Annotated in this window: 16 protein-coding genes; 6 read left to right on the top strand and 10 right to left on the bottom strand. The window is 72.7% G+C overall.

The annotated features are described in order from the left end of the window. Nucleotides 1-3: 3 nt before the first annotated feature. The 8 genes from EOINJALH_RS11115 to EOINJALH_RS11080 all read right to left on the bottom strand — a co-directional run bounded on the left by EOINJALH_RS11115 (nucleotide 4) and on the right by EOINJALH_RS11080 (nucleotide 8,057). Nucleotides 4-471 carry a hypothetical protein gene (locus EOINJALH_RS11115; protein ID WP_088280429.1) on the bottom strand — a complete coding sequence of 156 codons (468 nt, stop codon included), beginning with the start codon at nucleotides 469-471 and terminating at the stop codon, nucleotides 4-6. 100 nt (nucleotides 472-571) lie between these two features. Beyond that, entirely contained in the window at nucleotides 572-814 is a 243-nt protein-coding gene (locus EOINJALH_RS11110) for a hypothetical protein (RefSeq protein ID WP_144289972.1), read from the bottom strand. An 11-nt stretch (nucleotides 815-825) separates the two neighbouring features. Continuing rightward, nucleotides 826-1,047: a hypothetical protein gene (locus tag EOINJALH_RS11105; RefSeq protein WP_088280427.1), complete on the bottom strand. Its 222-nt coding sequence runs from the start codon at nucleotides 1,045-1,047 to the stop codon at nucleotides 826-828. A 93-nt stretch (nucleotides 1,048-1,140) separates the two neighbouring features. After that, on the bottom strand, nucleotides 1,141-2,523 hold the full coding sequence (locus EOINJALH_RS11100) for a sodium:proton antiporter (protein WP_088280426.1): 1,383 nt from the start codon (nucleotides 2,521-2,523) through the stop codon (nucleotides 1,141-1,143). A 135-nt stretch (nucleotides 2,524-2,658) separates the two neighbouring features. Continuing rightward, nucleotides 2,659-3,030, bottom strand: a complete 372-nt coding sequence (locus EOINJALH_RS11095) for a translation initiation factor Sui1 (protein ID WP_088280425.1) — start codon at nucleotides 3,028-3,030, stop codon at nucleotides 2,659-2,661. A gap of 22 nt (nucleotides 3,031-3,052) precedes the next feature. Further along, nucleotides 3,053-4,054, bottom strand: coding sequence for a Bug family tripartite tricarboxylate transporter substrate binding protein (locus tag EOINJALH_RS11090; protein ID WP_088280439.1), 1,002 nt, complete (start codon nucleotides 4,052-4,054; stop codon nucleotides 3,053-3,055). Nucleotides 4,055-4,074: 20 nt separating this feature from the next. After that, complete coding sequence (locus tag EOINJALH_RS11085; RefSeq protein ID WP_234413787.1) at nucleotides 4,075-6,021, bottom strand: gamma-glutamyltransferase family protein; 1,947 nt, start codon at nucleotides 6,019-6,021, stop codon at nucleotides 4,075-4,077. Between the two features lie 218 nt (nucleotides 6,022-6,239). Beyond that, nucleotides 6,240-8,057, bottom strand: coding sequence for a S8 family peptidase (locus EOINJALH_RS11080; protein ID WP_088280424.1), 1,818 nt, complete (start codon nucleotides 8,055-8,057; stop codon nucleotides 6,240-6,242). 271 nt (nucleotides 8,058-8,328) lie between these two features. On the opposite strand from EOINJALH_RS11080, the gene EOINJALH_RS11075 reads away from it, so the two are divergent. Both EOINJALH_RS11075 and EOINJALH_RS11070 read left to right on the top strand, forming a co-directional pair. Continuing rightward, complete coding sequence (locus tag EOINJALH_RS11075; RefSeq protein WP_088280423.1) at nucleotides 8,329-9,132, top strand: cytochrome P460 family protein; 804 nt, start codon at nucleotides 8,329-8,331, stop codon at nucleotides 9,130-9,132. Nucleotides 9,133-9,255: 123 nt separating this feature from the next. Beyond that, nucleotides 9,256-9,819 carry an N-acetylmuramoyl-L-alanine amidase gene (locus EOINJALH_RS11070; protein ID WP_158219722.1) on the top strand — a complete coding sequence of 188 codons (564 nt, stop codon included), beginning with the start codon at nucleotides 9,256-9,258 and terminating at the stop codon, nucleotides 9,817-9,819. Between the two features lie 40 nt (nucleotides 9,820-9,859). Here EOINJALH_RS11070 and EOINJALH_RS11065 read toward each other — a convergent pair whose 3' ends face one another. Next, nucleotides 9,860-10,078, bottom strand: a complete 219-nt coding sequence (locus tag EOINJALH_RS11065) for a hypothetical protein (RefSeq protein ID WP_088280421.1) — start codon at nucleotides 10,076-10,078, stop codon at nucleotides 9,860-9,862. Nucleotides 10,079-10,276: 198 nt separating this feature from the next. Here EOINJALH_RS11065 and EOINJALH_RS11060 point away from each other — a divergent pair, with 198 nt between their 5' ends. Beyond that, entirely contained in the window at nucleotides 10,277-11,362 is a 1,086-nt protein-coding gene (locus tag EOINJALH_RS11060; protein ID WP_088280420.1) for a hypothetical protein, read from the top strand. A gap of 124 nt (nucleotides 11,363-11,486) precedes the next feature. Beyond that, nucleotides 11,487-13,109 (top strand): hypothetical protein, encoded by a 1,623-nt coding sequence (locus EOINJALH_RS11055; protein ID WP_144289971.1) that lies wholly within the window; start codon nucleotides 11,487-11,489, stop codon nucleotides 13,107-13,109. 99 nt (nucleotides 13,110-13,208) lie between these two features. Here the strand turns inward: EOINJALH_RS11055 and EOINJALH_RS11050 are convergent, their stop codons facing one another. Further along, on the bottom strand, nucleotides 13,209-14,921 hold the full coding sequence (locus tag EOINJALH_RS11050; RefSeq protein ID WP_088280418.1) for an amidohydrolase family protein: 1,713 nt from the start codon (nucleotides 14,919-14,921) through the stop codon (nucleotides 13,209-13,211). Nucleotides 14,922-15,015: 94 nt separating this feature from the next. On the opposite strand from EOINJALH_RS11050, the gene EOINJALH_RS11045 reads away from it, so the two are divergent. Further along, nucleotides 15,016-16,014 carry a tripartite tricarboxylate transporter substrate binding protein gene (locus tag EOINJALH_RS11045; protein ID WP_088280417.1) on the top strand — a complete coding sequence of 333 codons (999 nt, stop codon included), beginning with the start codon at nucleotides 15,016-15,018 and terminating at the stop codon, nucleotides 16,012-16,014. 48 nt (nucleotides 16,015-16,062) lie between these two features. Then, nucleotides 16,063-17,199: an FAD-binding oxidoreductase gene (locus tag EOINJALH_RS11040; protein ID WP_088280416.1), complete on the top strand. Its 1,137-nt coding sequence runs from the start codon at nucleotides 16,063-16,065 to the stop codon at nucleotides 17,197-17,199. Nucleotides 17,200-17,553 lie beyond the last annotated feature (354 nt).

Here is a 17,553-nt window from a genome sequence, read left to right as displayed (position 1 = left end):
GGCTCAGCGCGACGCAGGCCCCGGCCGCGGCGCAGCGGTGCCGCTCGGCACCAATCCGGTCGATGCCGGCGCGGCGCCGCCCAAGGGCATCGGGTCCCGCGTGATCAGCTCGCGGTAGACGCCGCCGCCCTCGACGCTGCCGGTGGTGGTGCCCTGGCCGCGCATGCGCGACTCGCAGTCGCGTCGGTCGGCCTCGGGCAGGCGGCTGCAACGCATCATCGCGTTGCGCAGGTACTGCGCCGGGTCCTTGTCCAGCGCCGCCTGGCGCGAACGCTCGACCGCCGCGTCGGCGCGGCTCATGCAGGTGGGCTTGCCGTCGTGCGAGGGGCCGTGGGTGCACAGGCGGTGGTTCGGCGCGTCGACGACCGGACGCGCCGGTGCGGCGGGCGCCTCGGTGGCGCTGGCCGCGGTGGTCGCCAGCCAAACTGCGGCGCAGGCCAGCGACGCGGCCAAACGATGGGGGTGGGTCATTCGAGGCTCCTGAGGGGTTCGATCGGTGCGGGCGCCGGGTGGGCGACGAGCGCCGTCGCCGGCAGGCCCGCCATGGGTGAAGTCCGCGGCGCCGCTGCGCTCAAGGCACGGACGAGACGCGTGCGATGCAGTCGCGCCGCACCGCCTGCTGGCGCTCGGCCTTGCATCGCCACTCGGCCTGGGCCTGGGCGTCGGCGCTGGCGCGTCGCGCCTCGCCCTGCTGCACGGCCCCTTGCACGACGAGGGCGAACACGGCCACGAGACCGGCCACGGCCATCACGCCCAGCAACCGGGCCACGGCGGGCGACGGCTGCAGGGTGCGCAGCATGCGGTGTGCAGACACGCCAGTGGCCCTCAAGCGGCCTGCGCGGGCACCACGATCGCGCCCTTGGCGACGTAGGTGCGGAAGCTGCCCAAGGGCATCGCCGCCGAGCCGTGCGTCTCGCCGTCGACCCAGCTCAAGGTGACGTCGGTGAGCGTCATCTCCACCTCGATGGGGCCGGGACGGATGACGATGTTGACGCCGTCGCCCTCGCGGTACTCGACGGTGCCGGTGACCTGCGCGCGCTGTGCCATGGTGATTCCTCGTTCGGGGTTGCAGCCCACAGGGTGCGCCCGCAACGGCACGAGGGGAATCGGCCGACCCCGCCCGGCGGCGTGGGCCTTGTCCTACGTGGGGCCGCCGCCACGGCCGCGGCGGCGGTAGCGGGCCATCAACGGTGTCACCGAGATGCCGTGGACGACGATCGAGCTCACCACCACCGCCACCGTCAGCGCCACCAGCGTGCGCGCATGCGCCGCCGGCAAGCCGTGGTTGATGGCGTAGACCAGGTAGTAGAGGGACCCGATGCCGCGGATGCCAAACCAGCCGATCAGCCGGCGCTGCGTGGCCGAGGTGCGCGACCCCGCCAGGCCCAGGGCCACCGACAGCGGCCGCACCACCAGCAGCACCAGCGGCACGAACCACCAGGCGGCGGACATCCACGGCACCGACCACAGCAGCATGCCGAGGATGACCACGCCGACCATCTCGCCGATGCGGTCGAGCTGTTCGTTGAAGCTCAGCACCGCATGGGCCATGTAGGCCGAACCATGCTGCGGGTGGACGGCGATCTCCGCGGCAAGTTCGGGCGGCGCAGCGCCGGAGGCCTCCACCGGGGTGAGGCTGGTGCTGCCGCTGGCGCGGGTGGCGTGCACCACCCCGGCCGCGGCTTCGTCATCGGCCGAGGCCGCGGCGAGCGTGGCCACCTGCGCCGTGTGCTGCAGCGCCAGGCCGGCGGCGAACACCGCCAGGAAGCCATAGGCCTGCGCCAGCACCGCAAAGCCGTAGGCCAGGCCGATGAGGCCCAGCGCCAGGAAGTTCTCGTAGCCCACCGCCTCGTGGTGGCGGTGGCGCAGGTACAGCACCAGCCGGCCCAAGCCGGTGCCGAGCGCGCCGCCGATGGCGATGCCGGCGCCGGTGGCCCACAGCACGCCCACCGCCAGCCAGCGCCAGCCCAGCGCGCCGATGTCGTGGGCGCCGAGCAGCCCCAGCCCCAGCATCACCACCGGGAAGGCCGTGCCGTCGTTCAGGCCGCCTTCGCCGGTGAGCGCGAAGCGCAGCTTGTCGCGGTCGGACGGGTCGTCCACCTGCACCTCGGTGGCCAGCACCGGATCGGTCGGCGCCAGGATGCCGCCCAGCAGCACCGCGGCGCCAAGGGGCAAGCCGAGCAGCCACACGCCCGCGGCGGCGATCAGCGCCACCGTGGCCACCATCGACAGCAGGGCCAGGCGCAGCGGCGGAAACCAGCGGCTGTCGTGCAGGCCCACGCTCATCTTCAGGCCGGAGGTGAAGAGCGACAGCAGCACGATCACCTCGGTGAGGTGTTCGAGCAGCCGGGTGTCGCCAAAGATGTCGGGCGCGGCCAGCCCCAGCACCGCCGGCCCCACCGCCAGGCCCGCCAGCAGGTACACCATCGAGGTGCTGATGGGCATGCGCGACAGCATCGAGCCGCCCAGCGCCATGAACAGCAGCAGGGCGCCACCCACCGTCAACCAGAGTGCGAATGTCATCGGCGAGCATACGCACATCGCAGGAGGTGGTCGCCGGGAGGGCGTTCGCCTGCCACGCGGCGGCCAGACGGTGGGCGCCGCGCAGGCGGTCGACCGGCAGGGTGGCGGCGTCCCGCGGGTCCGCGGAGGAGCCGCTCAGCCCCCGGCGCGCTTCGCCGTGAAGCCTTCCTTCACCAGCCAGTCGAGCACGCGGTCGCGGTGGTCGCCCTGCAGTTCGAGCACGCCGTCGCGGGCCGTGCCGCCGGTGCCGCAGTGGGTGCGCAGGCGCTTGCCCAGCGCGGCCAGCGCGTCGGCGTCCAGGGCCAGGCCGCGCACCAGCGTCACGGTCTTGCCGCCGCGGCCCTTGGTCTCGCGGCTGACGCGGGCCACGCCGTCGCCGCGTGGCGCCGCCTCGGCCGCCAGGGCGGCGCAGCGGCACTGCGCCACCGGCTGGCGGCAGGCCGGGCACATGCGCCCGGCGTCGGTGGAATACACCAGCCCGCCGCCGGCCGAGGGTCGGGTGGCCATCGCGCTGCCCTTCCCCGGCCGATCAGGAATCGGCGCTGAAGCCGATGGCCTTGATCAGCGGCGACCAGCGCTTCTGGTCGGCGTCCAGCATCGCGGCCAGCTCCGACGGGCTGGACGCGCGCGCCTCCAGGCCCATCAGCTCGAGCCCGTCGATCACGTCCTTCTCGGCCAGCGCCGCGCGCAGCGCCTGGTTGGCGCGGAAGACCACGTCCACGTTGGCCTTGCCCGGCAGGTAGAAACCGAACCACTCGCTGAAGGCCATGTCCTTCAGGCCCTGCTCGGTGAAAGTGGCCACGCCCGGCGCGAACTTGCTGCGCTTGGTGCCCGACGTGGCGATGAGCCGGCACTTGCCGGCCGCCACGTGCTGCGTGAACTCGCCCACCGGGCCCGACACAGCCTGCACCTGGCCGCCGATCATGTCGAGGATGGCCGGCTGGGTGCCGCGGTAGGGCACGTGCTTCAGGTCGACGCCGGCGGTGCGGCCCGCCAGCACGCCGATGAAGTGCGGCACCGAGCCCGCCGCCGGCGAGCCGAAGTTGGCCTGCGCCGGGTTGGCCTTGCACCAGGCCAGGAAGTCGGCCATGGTCTTCACCGCGTCGGGCACCGCCGGCCCCACCGCGAAGCCGAAGTCGAAGGTGCAGCCCAGCGACACCGGCGTCAGGTCGAGCAGCGGGTCGTAGGCCAGCTTCTTGTAGATGTAGGGGTAGATGCCCAGCATCGACATCGGCGTCTGCAGCAGCGCCGTGCCGTCGGCCGGCATGCCCTTGACCGCGGTGATGGCGATCTGCCCTCCCGCGCCGGTGCGGTTCTCGACCAGCACACTCTTGCCATAGCCCGGCTGCAGGCGAGCGGCCACGCGCCGGCAGATGGTGTCGGACGTGCCACCGGGCGGAAAGCCGGTGACGATCTTCACCGTGTCGAACGGCGCCGGCGCGGGCGCCTGCGCGCGCGCAGCCGGGCCGATGGCGGCCAGCAGGGCCGGCGCCGCGGCGCTGCCCAGGAGGTGTCGTCGGGTCAGGCCCATGGGCATGTGCTCCCTCATGGTCACGGCGTGAACAGGTCGCCCAGCACCACGCCTTCGCGGCGTGGGTCGGCCCCGCCGTCGTAGCCGCGGCCGTCGCTGCGGCGCACGATGGTGCCCAGTCCGCTGGACTGGGCTGCGGTGTTGACGGTGTGGCCCAGCCCGCGCAGGCCGGTGATCAGCGCGTCGTTGGCCGCGTTGGCGCTGATGTCGACGTTGGGGTGCTCGCTGCCGACGTTGGTGTTGGGGCTGTTGGCCGCGCCGAAGTCGATCATCGACGTGGCCTGCTGGGCGTTCATGCCCCAGTCGAGCACGCCGACCAGGGTCTTGGCCACGTACTGGATGATGGTGGCACCGCCCGGCGAGCCGGTGGCCATCGCAAAGTCGCCGCGCGTGCCGTCGGCGGCGGCGCGGAACACCAGCGTCGGCGCCATCGAGCTGCGCGGGCGCTTGCCGGCGGCCACGCGGTTGGCGATGGGCGCGCCCGTGGCGTCGGCGGGCGCGGCCGAGAAGTCGGTGAGCTGGTTGTTCAGCAGGAAGCCGCCCTTGGCCATGTGGAAGGCGCCGAAGCCGGATTCGATGGTGGTGGTCATCGAGGCCACGTTGCCCTGCGCGTCGACCACGGTCACCTGCGTGGTGCCGTTCTCGGCCGACGGCCCGTGCAGGCCGAAGCTGGTGGGGCCTAGGTTGCCGGGCGCGGCGGTGCCCATGCTCTTGGTCAGGCTGACCAGGCTGGCGCGCTGGCGCAGGTAGGCCTTGTCGACCATCGCCGCCGGGCTGTTGCCGGGCAGCGGCACGAAATCGGTGTCGGCCACGTACTTGTCGCGGTCGGCGTAGGCCAGGCGCTCGGCCTCGGCCACCAGGTGCACGCCCAGCACGGTGGGCTTGCCGCCGTTGACGTCCATCGTGGCCGGCTTCTGCGCGGCCATGTCGAAGGTCTCGAGCACGCCCAGCGCCTGCGCCACGGCCAGGCCGCCCGACGACGGCGGCGGCATGCCGCACACCCAGTGCGCGCGGTAGCTGGTGCAGATGGCCTCGCGCTTCTTCGAGCGGTAGGCCGCCAGGTCGGCCATCGTGGTCAGGCCCGGGGTGATGCCGCCGGTGGTGTCGCCGATCTTGGCGACGATGTCCTGCGCGATGGCGCCGGTGTAGAACGCGTTGACACCGCCATCGGCAATGGCGCGCAACGTGGCCGCCATGGCCGGGCTCTTCTGCAGGGTGCCGGCGGCCTTGGCGCTGCCGTCGGCGTTGAGGAAGTAGGCCTTGGCGTCGGGGTCGCGCGTGAGGTTGGCGGCCGATCCGGCCACCGACGCGGCCATGCGCGGGCTGATCTTGAAGCCGTCGTCGGCCACCTGGATGGCGGGGGCGAACAGGTCCTTCCAGGCCAGCTTGCCGCCGTCCTTGTGCGCGGCGTCCAGCATGTGCAGCACGCCCGGCGTGCCGATCGACCGGCCCGAGGCGCGGGCATTGGGCAGCGGCGTGGTCTGCTGGGTGTCGCTGATCCAGCGCAGGTAGTTCTCGGTGGCCGCGGCCGGGGCCGTCTCGCGGCCGTCGTAGGCCGTGACGGCCTTGGTGGCCGCGTTGTAGTGCAGCATGAAGGCGCCGCCGCCGATGCCCGACGACTGCGGCTCGACGAGGTTCAGCACCATCTGCGTGGCCACCGCCGCGTCGACGGCCGTGCCGCCGCGCTTGAGGATGTCGCAGCCGGCCTTGGTGGCCAGCGGGTTGGCCGCCACCACCATGAAGCTGCGCGCCGTGACCGCGGTCTTGCTGGCAAACCCGGTGGGGATCTCGGGGGCGCCGTTCTCGCCCGGCGTGCCCGGGTTGTAGACCTGTCCGGTGGCCGACACCTGCAGGCAGGCGTTGTCGGCCACGGTGTCGCTGTCGCTGCCGCCGCAACCGGCCAGCACGGCCAGGGGCAGCAGCCACCAGGCGGGGGACAGGTGGGCGCGTCGGGTGACTGGATTCAAGTGGGTTCTCCTCGTGGTCGGTGCCCGGCGGGCACACTGGCCGTGCCGACGGGACGGGCGCCGATCTTGTCTGCAATGCGGGCCGGCTGCAAGGCGGGCTTTCCGCGCGGTGGCGCGGCACCGACGCACAGTGGCCCTGCAAAACAGGGCGGGCGCGGCACCTTCCGGCGCCGCGCCCGCATCGGGCCATCGGCCGATCAGGCCGTGAGAGGCTCAGGTCACCAGGCCAGGCCCAGCGTGTAGGCGCCGGCACCGCCACTGAAGTAGCGCACCCGCACGTACAGCGTCACGGCCGCGGAGCCGCCATTGGTGAAGCGCACGGTGTCCGCCAGTCCGGTGCCGTTCAGGCTGCTGGCGATCTGCGTGCCGGCACTGTTGTACAGGTACAGGTCGTAGTCGCGCGTGCCCGGGTTGAGCGTGGCAGTGAACGCCCGGCCGGCCGGCAGGCTGATGCGGAAGTAGTCGGTGTCGCTGGTGCTGGCGAGCGTGCCGTTCATCGTGGTGGGCGCGCTCACCAGGTTGGCCGTGTTGCGCGAGTTGTTGGACTCGACCTCGTTGCTGCCGGTGGGCGGGGGCGGCGGCGGCGGGGTGGTGCCGGTGATGGCCAGCACCGCCGCATTGGCGTCGAGCAGGCCGGTGCCGCAGCCGCTGCACACGCCGGGGAAGGCGCGGGCGCTGCTCTTCAGCGCGTTGGCCACCTCGGTGGGCGTGGCGGTGGGCTTGGCGCTGAACATCAGCGCGGCCACGCCGGCCACGTGGGGCGCGGCCATCGACGTGCCCTGGTAGTAGGCCAGCGAGTCGGCACCCGGCACCGTGGTGCCGCCGTTCAGCGTGGACAGGATGCCGTTGGCGGCATTGGCGCGCATGTCGCCACCGGGAGCGGCCAGCGCGACCAGGGTGCCGAAGTTCGAGTAGTAGGCGCGCGCGCCATTGCGATCGGTGGCGGCCACGGTGACCACGCCGGGGCAACTGGCCGGGCTGAAGTTGGCTGCATTGGCGTTGCTGTTGCCCGCCGCCACCACGGTGAGCGTGCCGCGCGCCAGCGCGCCGTTGATCGCGTTCTGCGTGGTGGTGTCGCAGGCGCCCGAGCCGCCCAGCGACATGTTGATCACCTTGGCCGGCGTGGCGTTGGCCGGGACACCGGCCACCGTGCCGCCCGAGGCCCAGACGATGGCGTCGGCGATGTCGGAGGTGTAGCCGCCGCACTGGCCCAGCACGCGCACGGCCTGCACCTTGGCGTTGAAGGCGATGCCGGCGATGCCCGAGGCGTTGTTGGTCTTCGCGGCGATGGTGCCGGCCACGTGGGTGCCGTGCCAGCTGGAACCGGACGCCGGCGAGCCGACGCCGCATTCGCCGGCCGTGGTCCAGTCGCCGGGGTCGGACGGGTCGGCGTCGCGGCCGTTGCCGTCGTTGGACACCGCGGTGTCGATGATCATGTCGTAGCCGGCCACGGTCTGGCCCACCAGGTCGGCGTGCGGCCGGATGCCGGTGTCGATGACGGCCACCACCACGCCCAGGCCGGTGGCGCGGTCCCAGGCGGCGGGGGCGCGGATGCCGCCGGTGGCGTCGTACAGGTCCCACTGGCTGGTGTAGCTGCTGTCGTTGGGTGTCAGCAGCGGGAACATGCGGGTGTCGGGCTCGGCGTACTCGATCTCGGCGTCATCGGCCTTCAGCTGTGCGGCCAGCTGGCGCGCCTCGGCCGTCGAGAGGTGTCGATCGAGCTTGAACACGTGCGCACCCACCGCCGTCTGCTTCAGCAGGGCCATCGTGCGCCCGCCGCGCTGGGCGCTGCGCTGCGCGGTGTCGACGCGGGCGGCGAGCTCGGCCGTGGCCATGGCCTTGGACTGCACTTCGAGGTGGCCGTTGACGAACCGGGCCTCGCTGGCGCCGCGGTACTTGACGATCAGGCGGTTGGTGCCGACGTCGACGGACGCCGCCGGGTCGGCGGTCGGGCTGCCGGCCCACGACGTAACGGCCAGCAGGGCCATCGAAAGGGCCGCCGCGAGGCGGTGCAAGGCATGACGGTGTTTCAGCATGGGTTCCAGCTCCCTGGGTTGAGTTGTGTGCGCCGGTGGGCGCGTCGGTGACGCCTGTGGCAAGCCTGATGAGGCCCGTCGCGGCTCGGTGATTCTGGCGTCCACCCCCCTGAACAGGGGGGTGGTTTACCCTCATCGGCCGGTCACCGAACGCAAGCGCGGCAACCGAACCGCTCGCTGCCCGCGACGCGGTCAAGGCCTTTGCCGCGGTGCGGCCCGGGGAAGATCCCACCCGCCTACGATCCTCGAACCAGTCTGGGGGGAGCCGGCGATGATGAAGAAGCACCTGGCGCTGTGCGCGATGGCGATTGCCCTGCAACCCGCGCTCGCGGCCGATCTCGCAGCGGGCAAGGCCAAGGTCGAGGCCGTGTGCGCGGCCTGCCATGGCGCCAACGGCATCAGCGTGTCCGACGCCATCCCCAACCTGGCCGGGCAGAAGGTGGCCTATCTGGAATCACAGCTCAAGGCGCTGAAGGACGGCACCCGCAAGCACCAAGTGATGGGGGCCATCGCCGCGCAACTGAGCGCCGACGACATCGCCAACGCGGCCGCGTGGTTCGCGTCGCTGCCGGGCGCCGCGGCGGCCTCCAAGTCGGCCCTGCTGCCGCACCTGGTGAAGACCGGTGTCGCCTTCCCGGCCGACTACAAGAGCAGCTTCACCCGCTACCACACCATCAACTTCCCGGCCACGCGCCAGGTGCGCCACTACTATGCCAACCCGGTGGCGCTGCAGGCCGCGCGCGACGGCAAGCCGCTGCCCAATGGCGCCTACCTGTTTGCCGAGGTGCATTCGGCCAAGGTCGATGCCGACAAGAAGCCGATCGTCGGCGGCGACGGCTTCTTCCAGCCCGACCAGTTGCTGTTCTACACCGCGATGGCGCGCGACGCCGGCTGGGGCAGCGCGATCCCCGACCTGCTGCGCAACGACGAGTGGAACTACGCCGTCTTCACGCTGGCCCGGGAACTGCGCGCCGGCGCCAACCAGGCCGAATGCCTGGCCTGCCACAAGCCGCTGGACAAGACCAGCTACACCTTCACGATCAACGAGCTCACCGCCGTCGCCAAGGCGCGGTAGCGGCACGGGCGGGGCCAGCTGCCGGTCACTCGATCGGCTTGGGGATGCCGACCCTCGGCAGCCGGGGCATGCTGAGGCCCGATGGCGCGGGCGCGGTGTCCGCGCCGCCGAAGGAGCCCCTGCATGAAAGTCTGCATCGACCCCGGCCATGGCATGAGCAACCGCCAGATGGGCCGCTACGACCCTGGCGCCACGCACGTCGAGAACGGTTTCGAGTTCCAGGAAGCGGCCATCGCGCTGCGCTACGGGCTGGCCCTGAAGGACGTGCTGCGCGAGCAGCAGGTCGAGGTGTTCATGACGCGCGACGACGCCACCGACCATGCCCCGGTCGGATCGCGCGCCGGTATGGCCAAGGCAGCCGGCTGCACGGTGTTCGTGTCGCTGCACCTGAACGACTTCGACGACGACAGCGCCAACGGGCTGGAGGTCTGCTTCCGCGACAGCGACGACCGGCTGCTGGCGCAGAAGCTTCAGGATGCCCTGGTCAAGGTGACCAAGATGCGCGACCGCAAGATCAAGCAGCGCACCGACCTGGCGGTGCTGAAGTTCAGCGGCACGGCGGTGCTGATCGAACTGGGCTTCATCGCCAACGACAACGACCGCGCCAAGCTGGTCAACGCGCAGATGCGCGACGCCGTGGTGCGCACCATCGCGCGGGTCGTCACCGCGCACGCCGAGGGCGGCTGAGCACCGCGCCCGGGTCCGGGCCGCCGCGGTGCGGGGCCGCTCATCGCGGCGGCAGCCCCTGGCGCAGGCGCACCAGGGCCTGCTTCAGGTCGTCGGGCAGCGCGCTCACCGTGCCGTCGATGACCACCAGGCCCGACGCGAGGTCGCGCGACGAGTCGTGGTAGCCCGAGAGGGTGTCGTCCGCCCCGCCCGGTGAGCGGGCGGGCGCAGCGCCGCCCTGCGCCGGGCTGGGGATCGGGATGGGGGTGTCACGGGACATGGGGTCTCTCCTGCGTGGGCCGCTGGTCCGACGGCATGGCGGTGGTGTCCCGGGCGCGGACGCTTACCCGTGGACTCGCTGTACAGACGTCGTGCGGGCGTCGATTGCGACATTGGCGGCACCGATCTGCCAGGCGCCCGCGCGTCGACCCGCGCGGCCGGCCGGTCGGGACGGCCGGGCGATCACAATCCGGCCCCGATGCCCCACGCCGCCCGCTTGCCCCGCCGCCTCGGCCGCACCACCCTCCGGCACGGTCGCGCCTGGGCCGCCGAGGCACTGGTCACGGTGGCACTGGCCGGTGGGCCCGCCCATGCCGGTCCGTGGGAGGCCACCACCGCGCAGGGCATGACGGTGCGCATCGTCCAGGACCCGGCGCGCACGCGCGACGCCTACGTGCTGGAACGGCGATACCCCGACGGCACGCCCGACGCCGGCTTCGGCCAGCAGGGCAGCCTGCTGTTCCGACTGGGCCCCGACAACGACGGCCCGGCCGCGCTGCGGCTCGACGCCCAAGGCCGGCCGTGGGTCGCCGGTGCCTCGGCCGGCCGGGGCGACACGGTCGAGGCGGTGGTGCTGCGCTTCGCGCTGCATGGCGCGGCCGACCCGTCGTTCGGCCGCAACGGCCGCTCGGCCACCGCGCCCGCGGGCCGAGCCGCGCGGGCACTGGACCTGGCGCCGCAGTCCGACGGCAGCGCCTTCGTCGTGGGCACGGTGATCGTCGACGGCCAGGAGCGCAGCGGCTGGTGGCGGCTCGCGCCCGACGGCCGCGTGGACCCCCACTTCGGCCTGGGCGGCCTGTGGACCGACCAGGGCGGCGGCAGCACCGAGCCGGTGGAAGTGGCCACCGGTGCCGACGGCAGCGTGGCCCTGGGGCTGCGCCGAGGCGACGGCACGGCCACGCAACTGGAAGCCTGGGTGCTGGCGCCCGGTGCGTCGATGCCGACGCGCACCACGATGGCCATCGACCAGGCCGCGGCGCGCTTGGTCTGGCGCGACGGCCGCTGGCAATGGCATGCCGACGGGCAGGCCCTGGCCGCCCTCCCGCCGCAGGCCAGCAGCCCGACGGCCGCACCGGCCGCTGCCTCGGTGGCGGCGTCACCGTCGGCGAGCCCGGCGGGCGTCACGGCACCGCCGGCCGCCGCACCGGCGGCGTCGGCACCGACCGCGCGCGACGCCACGCCGACCGAGACCACCGGCTGGACCACGGCCGGCTGGATCGCCGCCGCAGCACTCGTCGCGCTCGGCCTGTGGCGACGCCACGCCGCCACGCCAACGCGCGACTAGCTCACGGGCGCAGCGAATTCCCAAGGCGACGGGAGGCGCTGTCTGGTACGGTTCGCCACCCGCCCTTCGAGGCGAGGTGCCACGCCATCGCTGCAACAAGTCCAACCACGACCCCGGAGGATCCATGCCCAGAACCCACATGTCGCCCCTGATCGCCGCACTCGCCGCCACCGCCGCCCTCAACGCCCACGGGCAGAGCGCCGTGGCGCTCGAGCACCGCAAGGTCGACCTGGTCGTGAACTCGTCGCGCAACGACGTGTCGCCGCCGCTGCGCGACATGGCCGCCATCCCGCCCGCGACCGAGCGCCGCGGCCGGCCGGTGCGCGAACACCGGATCCCCTTCGACGACGGCCCCGAGCTCGAGTCCGATCCGCTGCTGGCGACCGCGCCGGGCCGCCCCGCCGCGGGTGCTGCCGCACTGGCGGCCCCCACGCTGGGCACCGGTGTCGACGGCCTGGGCAACGGCTTCGCCGGCCCTGCGGGCACGATGACCGTCAACTCCGCCCCACCGGACACCACCGGCGCGGTGGGCGCGACGCAGTACGTGCAATGGGTCAACACCGCCTTCGCGGTGTTCAGCAAGGCCACCAAGGCGCCGGTGTACGGCCCGGCCGACGGCAAGTCGCTGTGGGCCGGTTTCGGCGGCCCCTGCGAGACGCGCAACGACGGCGATCCGGTGGTGCAGTACGACAAGCTGGCCGACCGCTGGGTGGTGTCGCAGTTCTCGGTGCCCGGCGGCGCCGCCGGCTACTGGCAGTGCATCGCCGTGTCGACCTCGTCCGACGCCACCGGCACCTGGAACCGCTACGCCTTCCAGTACGCCCAGTTCAACGACTTCCCCAAGCTGGGCGTGTGGCCGGACGCGTACTACGTGAGCTACAACATGTTCACGAACACCTTCCAGGGCTCGACGGTGTGCGCGATCGACCGCGCCAAGATGCTGGCCGGCCTGCCCGCCACGCAGCAGTGCATCAAGCTGGCGGCCACCTTCGGCTCCACGCTGCCGGCCGACCTGGACGGCCCGGCGCCCGCGGCCGGCACGCCGAACTACGTCGTCGCGCGCGCCACCAATTCGGTGAACCTGTGGCGCTTCAGCGTCAACTGGGCGAACAGCGCTCTCACCACGCTCAGCGGCCCGGTGAACGTGCCGGTGGCGGCCTTCACCGCCGCGTGCAGCGGTGGCACCTGCATCACCCAGCCGGGCACGCAGAACAAGCTCGATTCGCTGGCCGACCGGCTGAACTTCCGCGCCGCCTACCGCACGCTGAACAACGGCACGCTGGTGGTCAACCACGCGGTGAGCACCGGCACGAAAAAGAACGCTCTGGCCGCAGTGCGCTGGTACGAACTGCGCAACGTGGCCCCCACCGGCACGCCCACGCTGTTCCAGCAGGGCACCTTCGGCGGCGGCGACGGCGTGCACCGCTGGATGGGCTCGATCGGCCAGGACAAGATGGGCAACATCGCGGTGTCGTACAGCGCGTCGGGCTCGGCGTTGTCGCCGTCGATGCGCATGGCCAGCCGCCTGACCACCGACCCGGTGGGCACGCTGAACTCCGAGACGGTGCTCAAGGCCGGCGGCGGCTCGCAGACCGGCTCGCTCACCCGCTGGGGCGACTATTCGCAGATCTCGATCGACCCGGCCGACGATTGCACCTTCTGGGCCACCAACGAGTACATCAAGACCACCGGGTCGTTCAACTGGAACACCTGGATCAGCTCGTTCAAGATGCCCGGCTGCATCTGACGCCCTGCCCCTGCGGGGGCCTGTGATCGACGACCGTCGAGGCCTGTCGCACCCCGCGGTGCGACAGGCCTTCTTTCTTGGCGCCGGCGGTGCCGGCAATCAGCCGCGCCGCCCGCGCACCAGCCGCCCCGGCAGCGCGCCGGTGGGCTCGCCGTGCTCGTAGACCGGCTGGCCGGCGACGATGGTCGCGAGGTAGCCGCGCGCCTTCTGCAGCAGGCGCTTGCCACCGGCCGGCAGGTCGTAGGCCATGTAGGGCGCGTCGCAGCTGAGGTGCTCGTAGTCGATCAGGTTGAGGTCGGCCTTCAGGCCTTCGCGCAGCAGGCCACGGTCGGCCAGGCCGTACACCGACGCGGTGTGCGAGGTCTGCCGCCGCACGATGTCCTCGAGCGGCAGCGTGGGGCCGCGCGTGCGGTCGCGCGTCCAGTGCGTGAGCATGAAGGTGGGCAGGCCGGCGTCGGTGATGTAGCCCACGTGGGCGCCGCCATCACCCAGGCTGATCATCGTGGCCGGGTGCTGCAGCAGGCGGTGCAGGTGCGAGAAGTCGTGGTACGAGTAGTTGAACATCGGGAAGTACAGGATGCCCTGGCCCTCGTCGGCCATCATCCAGTCGTACACCACCTCGAAGGGTGAGCGGCCCGCCGAGGCGGCCAGCGCGGCGGCGTGCGCGCTGGGCGGCGGCTCGTAGTCGGGCGCGGCCGGGTCCACGCGGTACATCTTGTCGAAGCTGCGCAGCATGGTGCGGGCGCGCTCGTCGGGGATGTCGAACTGCTCGGCCAGCAGCGCGGCGCGCACGGCCGGCTCGCGCAGGCGGGCGATGCGCACCTCGATCGGCTGCCCCGCGGTGGCGTTCCAGGTGCGGTGGAAGATGAAGGGGTGCGCCGACGCGCGCCAGCTGTACAGCACGCCCGCCGGCCGCCCAGGGATCGAGCCCACCAGCGGCAGGCCCTGTGCGCGGGCGTCGTCGAGCCGCGCCACCAGCGTCTTCCACAGCTCTGGCGATTCGTCGATCTGCTGCAGGTTGAACAGCACCGGCCGGCCGGTCTCGCGCGCCAGCTGCATCATCCATTCGGTCTCGGCCGGCATGTCGATGTGGTTGGACGTCATCTGGAAGACGCCGTGGCCCTCCTCGCCCAGCACGCGGCCGATGCCGAACAGTTCGTCGCGGTGGGCGTGGGTGCCCGGCACGAGCTTGCCGTCGGCGCCGCGGTGGATCAACGTGCGCGAGGTGGAAAAGCCCAGCGCGCCCGCGCGCAGGCCGGCGCGCAGTTCGGCGGCCATCGCGGCGATGTCGTCGGGCGTGGCCACGCTGTCCTCCACGGCGCCGCGGTCGCCCATCGCGTACACGCGCAGCGCGCCGTGCGGCACCTGCGCGCCCACGTCCACCGCCAGCGGTTTGGCGTCCAGCGCGTCCAGGTACTGCGGGAAGGTCTCCCATTGCCAGTCGATGCCCTCGGACAGAGCCGACCCGGGGATGTCCTCCACGCCCTCCATCAGGCCGATGAGCCAGTCGCGCCGGTCGGGCCGCACGGGCGCGAAGCCGACGCCGCAGTTGCCCATCACCGCGGTGGTGACGCCGTGCCACGACGAGGGCGTGATGTAGGGGTCCCAGGTGACCTGGCCATCGTAGTGCGTGTGCACGTCGACCCAGCCCGGCGTGACCAGCGCCCCGGCCGCGTCGATGACGCGGTGCGCCGCACCGGCGCGGCCGCCCACCTGGGTGAGCAGGCCGCCGTCGATGGCGATGTCGCCGCTGCGGCGGGGCGCGCCGCTGCCGTCGACGATGGTGCCGCCGCGAATGACCAGATCGTGCATTGGTGGACCCCCGTGCTTGCCCCGATGAGGTGCGCGGCGGGCGCCGTGCACACTGGCCGGCCACCTTACCAAGCCCGCGCCACCAGGAGTACCCATGCTGACCCGTGCCCGATTCACACGCCGTGCCGCCGCCGCGCTGCTGCTCGCCGGCTCTTTGGCCGCCCTGTTGGCCACGCCGCCGGCCCAGGCCTTCCCCACGGCCGGCAAGCCGGTGCGCATCATCGTGCCCTTCCCGCCCGGCGGGCAGACCGACATCCAGGCGCGCATGATGGCGCAGCGGTTGCAGCAGTCGCTGGGCGTGCCGGTGCTGGTGGAGAACAAGCCGGGCGCGTCCACCATCATCGGCGCGCAGGAGGTGGTGCGCGCCGCACCCGACGGCCACACGCTCCTGTACACCATCGCCATTACCGCGGCGCAGAACCCTCACCTGTTCAGCAAGCTGCCCTATGACGGCCTGAAGGACTTGACGCCGGTGATGTTCGTCGCCCGCTCGTCCACCGTGCTCACCGTGCCCGCCGCCGCGCCCTACAGCACGCTGCGCGAGCTGGTGGCCTATGCCAAGGCCAACCCGGGCAAGCTGAACTTCGGCTCGTTCTCGCTGGGCTCCACCTCGCACCTGGTGGGCGAGATGCTGATGCAGCAGGCCGGCATCGAGATGGTCCACGTGCCCTTCAAGGGCTCGGGCGACGCCACCGTGGCCCTGATCGGCAACCAGGTGCAGCTGCTGTTCGACGGCCCCACCACCGCCATCAACAACGCCAAGGCCGGCAAGGTGAAGATGCTGGCCGTCACCGACAGCAAGCCCTACGCGGCGCTGGGCGGCGTGCCGACGATGGCCGAGGCCGGCGTGCCCGGCATCGACGTGCCCGGCGGCATGCAGATGTTCGGCCCCGCGCGCATGCCGCCCGACGTGGTGGCCAAGGTCAATGCCGCGCTGGCCGCGGCGCTGAAGTCGCCCGAGGTCGAGAAGCTGTTCATCGACGGCGGCACCGAGATCCTGGCCTCGTCGGCCGAGGACCATGCGCGCTCGGTGAAGGAACAGCACGAGCGCTGGGGCGCGGTGATCCGCAAGCTCGGCCTGAAACTGGACTGAGGTGGGCCCGGCCTCAGCAAACCGCCACGCCAGGCGCTGACACCGAAGATGAGCGTACCGATCCACGACATTGCCATCGTCGGCGCCGGCATCGCCGGGGCCGCGCTGGCCTGGCACCTGGCACCCCAGGCGGGCGTGCTGCTGCTCGAGCGCGAGGCGCAGCCCGGCCTGCACAGCACCGGCCGCAGCGCGGCGATGTTCATGGAAACCTACGGCACGCCGCAGGCGCGCGCGCTCACCCGCGCCAGCCGGGCCTTCTACGCGCACCCGCCGGCGGGCTTCGCGGCCACGCCGCTGCTCGCGCCGCGCGGCGTGCTCTACGTCGGCTGGCAGGGCCAGCAGGGCCTGCTCGACGGCATGGAAGCCGAGCTGCGCGCCACAGGCGCACCGGTCGATCGCGTCGATGCCGCCGAGGCGCTGCGACGGGTGCCGGTGCTGCGCGCCGACGGCCTGCTGGGGGCGGTGGCCGAACCCGATGCGATGGACATCGACGTGCACGCGCTGCACCAGGGCTACCTCGCCGGCCTGCGCCGGCAGGGTGGCGTGCTGCGCTGCGACGCCGAACTGGTGGCGGCGCGGCGCGAGGCCGGCATCTGGACGCTGCAGCTGCGGCAGGGCGAACCGCTGCGCTGCCGGGTGCTGGTCGACGCGGCGGGCGCCTGGGCCGATGCCGTGGCCACGCTCGCCGGTGCGCGTGCGCTGGGCCTGCAGCCCAAGCGGCGCAGCGCCTTCACCTTCGCGGCGCCGGCGGGTGTCGACGCGCGGCACTGGCCCACCGTGGCCGCCATCGACGAGGCCTGGTACTTCAAGCCCGACGCCGGCCAGTTGCTGGGCAGCCCGGCCAATGCCGACCCGGTGCCGGCGCACGACGTGGTGCCGGAAGAACTGGACATCGCCACCGGCATCCACGGCATCGAGCAGCACACGACGCTGACCATCCGGCGGCCGCAGCGCACCTGGGCCGGCCTGCGCACCTTCGCCCCCGACGGCGACCTGGTGATCGGCTGGGACGGCGCGGTCGAGGGCCTGTTCTGGCTGGCCGGCCAAGGGGGCTATGGCATCCAGAGCGCCGAGGGCGCCGCCCTGCTGGCCGCCAGCCTGCTGCTGGGCCGGCCGCTGCCGGAGGCGCTGCAGGCGCAGGGCGTGCGCGCCGAGGCCATGGCGCCTGGGCGCCTGGGCGGCTGAGGGGCTGAACGGCTGAACCAGCCTTGGCCGACGCGTGCGGGCCCCTGTCGCGTCGCACGCCGAATAGGTCAAGGCCGTGTCGACGCACAATCGGGTGGCCGGGCCTCGACCAAGGTCGGGGCATGGCACCCGCCGTCGCCTCTACCATGCGCCCGGCGAGCGGTGTCGCAAGGCACCGCGACAAGACCGCGCGAGGGCCCACGCCACTCGCCACCCCACGTCCCCGAGGAGTTCCCCATGAAGTTGCGTCCCTTCCTGATCGCCGCCAGCGCGATGCTGAGCCTGTCCACCCTGTCGATGGCCCAGACGGCCTCCGCGCCCGCGGCCACGCCGGCCCCCGCGGCCGCCCCCGCG

Origin of the sequence: Ideonella sp. A 288, assembly GCF_002198735.1 — a bacterium.
GTDB lineage: Bacteria > Pseudomonadota > Gammaproteobacteria > Burkholderiales > Burkholderiaceae_C > Pseudaquabacterium.
This window is presented reverse-complemented; position numbering and strand designations above follow the sequence as displayed.

What these genes read in the sequence shown, in the direction of transcription:
- EOINJALH_RS11115 (WP_088280429.1), bottom strand. Translation starts at nt 471, where the DNA reads ATGACCCACCCCCATCGTTTGGCCGCGTCGCTGGCCTGCGCCGCAGTT.
- EOINJALH_RS11105 (WP_088280427.1), bottom strand. Translation starts at nt 1,047, where the DNA reads ATGGCACAGCGCGCGCAGGTCACCGGCACCGTCGAGTACCGCGAGGGC.
- EOINJALH_RS11100 (WP_088280426.1), bottom strand. Translation starts at nt 2,523, where the DNA reads ATGACATTCGCACTCTGGTTGACGGTGGGTGGCGCCCTGCTGCTGTTC.
- EOINJALH_RS11095 (WP_088280425.1), bottom strand. Translation starts at nt 3,030, where the DNA reads ATGGCCACCCGACCCTCGGCCGGCGGCGGGCTGGTGTATTCCACCGAC.
- EOINJALH_RS11090 (WP_088280439.1), bottom strand. Translation starts at nt 4,054, where the DNA reads ATGGGCCTGACCCGACGACACCTCCTGGGCAGCGCCGCGGCGCCGGCC.
- EOINJALH_RS11080 (WP_088280424.1), bottom strand. Translation starts at nt 8,057, where the DNA reads ATGCTGAAACACCGTCATGCCTTGCACCGCCTCGCGGCGGCCCTTTCG.
- EOINJALH_RS11075 (WP_088280423.1), top strand. Translation starts at nt 8,329, where the DNA reads ATGATGAAGAAGCACCTGGCGCTGTGCGCGATGGCGATTGCCCTGCAA.
- EOINJALH_RS11070 (WP_158219722.1), top strand. Translation starts at nt 9,256, where the DNA reads ATGAAAGTCTGCATCGACCCCGGCCATGGCATGAGCAACCGCCAGATG.
- EOINJALH_RS11065 (WP_088280421.1), bottom strand. Translation starts at nt 10,078, where the DNA reads ATGTCCCGTGACACCCCCATCCCGATCCCCAGCCCGGCGCAGGGCGGC.
- EOINJALH_RS11060 (WP_088280420.1), top strand. Translation starts at nt 10,277, where the DNA reads ATGCCCCACGCCGCCCGCTTGCCCCGCCGCCTCGGCCGCACCACCCTC.
- EOINJALH_RS11055 (WP_144289971.1), top strand. Translation starts at nt 11,487, where the DNA reads ATGCCCAGAACCCACATGTCGCCCCTGATCGCCGCACTCGCCGCCACC.
- EOINJALH_RS11050 (WP_088280418.1), bottom strand. Translation starts at nt 14,921, where the DNA reads ATGCACGATCTGGTCATTCGCGGCGGCACCATCGTCGACGGCAGCGGC.
- EOINJALH_RS11045 (WP_088280417.1), top strand. Translation starts at nt 15,016, where the DNA reads ATGCTGACCCGTGCCCGATTCACACGCCGTGCCGCCGCCGCGCTGCTG.
- EOINJALH_RS11040 (WP_088280416.1), top strand. Translation starts at nt 16,063, where the DNA reads ATGAGCGTACCGATCCACGACATTGCCATCGTCGGCGCCGGCATCGCC.